Source organism: Rothia sp. P100, assembly GCF_023712425.1.
Lineage (GTDB): Bacteria > Actinomycetota > Actinomycetes > Actinomycetales > Micrococcaceae > Rothia > Rothia endophytica.
This window is the reverse complement of the sequence record NZ_JAMAYG010000005.1, coordinates 1-5,148: the sequence shown is the minus strand read 5'-3', so window position 1 is coordinate 5,148 and position 5,148 is coordinate 1. Positions and strand designations below refer to the sequence as shown.

The following is a 5,148-nucleotide window of genomic DNA, read 5'->3' as shown; positions in this document are numbered from 1 at the left end:
AAAAAAAATATGTAAGCCTTCGGACTATTAGTACCAGTCAACTCCACGGGAATTCCCCGCGTCCATACCTGGCCTATCAACCCCATCATCTATAGGGATCCTCACACGTTCAAAAAACGCTAGGAAATCTCATCTCAAAACAGGCTTCCCGCTTAGATGCTTTCAGCGGTTATCCCTCCCGAACGTAGCCAATCAGCCATGCACCTGGCGGTACAACTGACATACCAGAGGTTCGTCCGTCCCGGTCCTCTCGTACTAAGGACAGCCTTTCTCAAATTTCCAACGCGCGCAGCGGATAGGGACCGAACTGTCTCACGACGTTCTGAACCCAGCTCGCGTACCGCTTTAATGGGCGAACAGCCCAACCCTTGGGACCAACTCCAGCCCCAGGATGCGACGAGCCGACATCGAGGTGCCAAACCATGCCGTCGATATGGACTCTTGGGCAAGATCAGCCTGTTATCCCCGAGGTACCTTTTATCCGTTGAGCGACGGCCATTCCACAATGTACCGCCGGATCACTAGTCCCGACTTTCGTCCCTGCTCGACCTGCCAGTCTCACAGTCAAGCTCCCTTGTGCACTTACACTCAACACCTGATTGCCAACCAGGCTGAGGGAACCTTTGGGCGCCTCCGTTACTTTTTAGGAGGCAACCGCCCCAGTTAAACTACCCATCAGGCACTGTCCCTGACCCGGATCACGGGCCGAAGTTAGACATCCAGAGCGACCAGAGTGGTATTTCAACAACGACTCCACCAACACTAGCGTGTCAGCTTCACAGTCTCCCACCTATCCTACACAAGCCACACCGAACGCCAATACCAAACTATAGTAAAGGTCACGGGGTCTTTCCGTCCTGCTGCGCGAAACGAGCATCTTTACTCGTACTGCAATTTCGCCGAGTTCATGGTTGAGACAGTAGGGAAGTCGTTACTCCATTCGTGCAGGTCGGAACTTACCCGACAAGGAATTTCGCTACCTTAGGATGGTTATAGTTACCACCGCCGTTTACTGGGGCTTAAATTCTTAGCTTCGCCCAAAAGGGCTAACCAATCCTCTTAACCTTCCAGCACCGGGCAGGAGTCAGTCCATATACATCGTCTTACGACTTCGCATGGACCTGTGTTTTTGATAAACAGTCGCTTCCCCCAATTCTCTGCGACCCATACACGCTCCCCACCGCATAGGTGGATCACGCTCAAGGCTCCCCTTCTCCCGAAGTTACGGGGACATTTTGCCGAGTTCCTTAACCATGATTCTCTCGATCGCCTTAGTATTCTCTACCTGATCACCTGTGTCGGTTTGGGGTACGGGCGGCTAAAACCTCACGTCGATGCTTTTCTCGGCAGCATAGGATCACCAAATCCCCCAAAAAAGGGGTCCCATCACGTCTCAGGCCAACACCGGCGCATTTAACAACCGGATACCCTACACGCTTAGACCACGACAACCATCGCGTGGCTTGGCTACCTTCCTGCGTCACACCTGTTAATACGTTTACCTCAAAAAATCGGGTCCTGCAGTCCACCACAAGCTCCCCAACACCAAAAAGGCGAAGAGGTTACAAACGGCTTCTCACAGTTAGCATCAAAAAATCAGTATGGACGGTTTTTTACCGGTACGGGAATATCAACCCGTTATCCATCGACTACGCCTGTCGGCCTCGCCTTAGGCCCCGACTAACCCAGGGCAGATTAGCTTGACCCTGGAACCCTTGATCATCCGGCGCACGGGTTTCTCACCCGTGATTCGCTACTCATGCCTGCATTCTCACTCGCATACCCTCCACCACTGGTTCACACCGCAGCTTCACTGGATACACGACGCTCCCCTACCCAACATATTCAAAAATACATTGCCATAACTTCGGTGGTGTACTTGAGCCCCGCTACATTATCGGCGCAGAATCACTTGACCAGTGAGCTATTACGCACTCTTTCAAGGGTGGCTGCTTCTAAGCCAACCTCCTGGTTGTCTAAGCAACTCCACATCCTTTCCCACTTAGTACACGCTTTGGGACCTTAGTTGATGGTCTGGGCTGTTTCCCTCTCGACAATGAAGCTTATCCCCCACTGTCTCACTGCTACGCTCTGACTTACCGGCATTCGGAGTTTAGCTGACGTCAGTAACCCTGTGGGGCCCATCGGCCATCCAGTAGCTCTACCTCCGGCAAGAAACACGTAACGCTGCACCTAAATGCATTTCGGGGAGAACCAGCTATCACAGAGTTTGATTGGCCTTTCACCCCTATCCACAGCTCATCCCCCCAGTTTTCAACCTAGGTGGGTTCGGTCCTCCACGACGTCTTACCGTCGCTTCAACCTGGCCATGGATAGATCACTCCGCTTCGGGTCTAGATCCTGCCACTCAAACGCCCTATTCAGACTCGCTTTCGCTACGGCTTCCCCACACGGGTTAACCTTGCGACAGAACACTAACTCGCAGGCTCATTCTTCAAAAGGCACGCTGTCACCCCAAAAGGCTCCAACGGCTTGTAAGCACACGGTTTCAGGTACTATTTCACTCCCCTCCCGGGGTACTTTTCACCATTCCCTCACGGTACTGATTCACTATCGGTCACTAGAAAGTATTTAGACTTACCAGGTGGTCCTGGCAGATTCACACGAGATTCCACGAGCCCCGTGCTACTCGGGTGGCCAACAAGCGGTCAAACACATTTCGGTTACAGGACTCTCACCTTCTCCGGCAGCCCATCCCAAGGCCTTCACCTACATGCTTGAACATCACTTCGACAGTCGATTGAAACTGCCACGCTGACTCCCACAACCCCCATGATGCAACCCTCAACCGGTATCACACACCACAGGTTTAGTCTCTTCCGCTTTCGCTCGCCACTACTCACAGAATCATATTTTATTTTCTCTTCCTGAGGGTACTGAGATGTTTCACTTCCCCCCGTTCCCTCCAACCAGCCTATACATTCAGCTGGTGGTAACAAACCATGATGGCTTGCTGGGTTTCCCCATTCGGAAATCCTCGAATCACAGTCCTGTTATCGACTCCTCGAGGCTTATCGCAGATTCACACGTCCTTCATCGGCTTCTAGTGCCAAGGCATCCACCGTGTGCTCTTATTAACTTACACACAGAAATATTTCAAGATGTCATTTACTTGACTAACTAAGTTACAAATCAAAAGAATCAAAGAAAATACTAGAAACAACACCCAAAAGATGTTGAATTAGGATCATTTCTTCAATCTTTAGAAGATGCTCGCGTCCACTATACAGTTTTCAAACAACAACCCACCCACACCAGCAGCAAAACCATCACAGTCTCACCCACCAATGCGCCAGGCATACCATTGAGACCAACAAGAAACCCTTGTTGCCTCAAAACCCAACAACACACCAAAAAACAATACTGAAACTCTCCACCACAACCAACCCAAAGGCCAGCTGCAACCTGAACTAATATTCCACCCATGAGCAAACCACCTGTTCAACACTCGTGAACAGAGATGGCCAACTATCTAGTTGTGCTCCTTAGAAAGGAGGTGATCCAGCCGCACCTTCCGGTACGGCTACCTTGTTACGACTTAGTCCCAATCGCCAATCCCACCTTCGACGACTCCCTCCCACAAGGGGTTAGGCCATCGGCTTCGGGTGTTACCAACTTTCGTGACTTGACGGGCGGTGTGTACAAGGCCCGGGAACGTATTCACCGCAGCGTTGCTGATCTGCGATTACTAGCGACTCCGACTTCATGGGGTCGAGTTGCAGACCCCAATCCGAACTGAGACCGGCTTTTTGGGATTAGCTCAACCTCACAGTATCGCAACCCTTTGTACCGGCCATTGTAGCATGCGTGAAGCCCAAGACATAAGGGGCATGATGATTTGACGTCATCCCCACCTTCCTCCGAGTTAACCCCGGCAGTCTCCTATGAGTCCCCACCATTACGTGCTGGCAACATAGAACGAGGGTTGCGCTCGTTGCGGGACTTAACCCAACATCTCACGACACGAGCTGACGACAACCATGCACCACCTGTATACCAGCCCCGAAGGGAAACCCCATCTCTGAGGCGGTCTAGTATATGTCAAGCCTTGGTAAGGTTCTTCGCGTTGCATCGAATTAATCCGCATGCTCCGCCGCTTGTGCGGGCCCCCGTCAATTTCTTTGAGTTTTAGCCTTGCGGCCGTACTCCCCAGGCGGGGCACTTAATGCGTTAGCTACGGCGCGGAAAACGTGGAATGTTCCCCACACCTAGTGCCCAACGTTTACGGCATGGACTACCAGGGTATCTAATCCTGTTCGCTCCCCATGCTTTCGCTTCTCAGCGTCAGTTACAGCCCAGAGACCTGCCTTCGCCATTGGTGTTCCTCCTGATATCTGCGCATTTCACCGCTACACCAGGAATTCCAGTCTCCCCTACTGCACTCTAGTCTGCCCGTACCCACTGCAAACCCGGGGTTAAGCCCCGGGCTTTCACAGCAGACGCGACAAACCGCCTACAAGCTCTTTACGCCCAATAATTCCGGACAACGCTCGCGCCCTACGTATTACCGCGGCTGCTGGCACGTAGTTAGCCGGCGCTTCTTCTGCAGGTACCGTCACTTTCGCTTCTCCCCTGCTGAAAGAGGTTTACAACCCGAAGGCCGTCATCCCTCACGCGGCGTCGCTGCATCAGGCTTGCGCCCATTGTGCAATATTCCCCACTGCTGCCTCCCGTAGGAGTCTGGGCCGTGTCTCAGTCCCAGTGTGGCCGGTCACCCTCTCAGGCCGGCTACCCGTCGTCGCCTTGGTGAGCCGTTACCTCACCAACAAGCTGATAGGCCGTGAGCCCATCTAAAACCAGTACAAAATCCCTTTCCACCAACACCTCATGCGAGGGTTGGTCGTATCCGGTATTAGACCCCGTTTCCAAGGCTTATCCCAGAGTTAAAGGCAGGTTACTCACGTATTACTCACCCGTTCGCCACTAATCCGCCCAGCAAGCTGGGCTTCATCGTTCGACTTGCATGTGTTAAGCACGCCGCCAGCGTTCGTCCTGAGCCAGAATCAAACTCTCCGTTAAAAATCTCTTTAATCGAGTAGCTTGATAATTTTCTGTATCTCATTGAAACGAGCCACCAAAGGATCACGGGGTGATCCTCCTCCTGTGCTTAATAGGAGCAAAATGTGG

General features: G+C 52.3%; 2 rRNA genes. Both read right to left on the bottom strand.

The window, feature by feature from the left end:
* Nucleotides 1-7: 7 nt before the first annotated feature.
* Nucleotides 8-3,106, bottom strand: a 23S ribosomal RNA gene (locus M3668_RS10920).
* 404 nt (nt 3,107-3,510) lie between these two features.
* Nucleotides 3,511-5,040: ribosomal RNA gene (locus M3668_RS10915) — 16S ribosomal RNA — on the bottom strand.
* The 16S and 23S rRNA genes sit together here, the layout of an rRNA operon.
* Between the last annotated feature and the right edge of the window lie 108 nt (nt 5,041-5,148).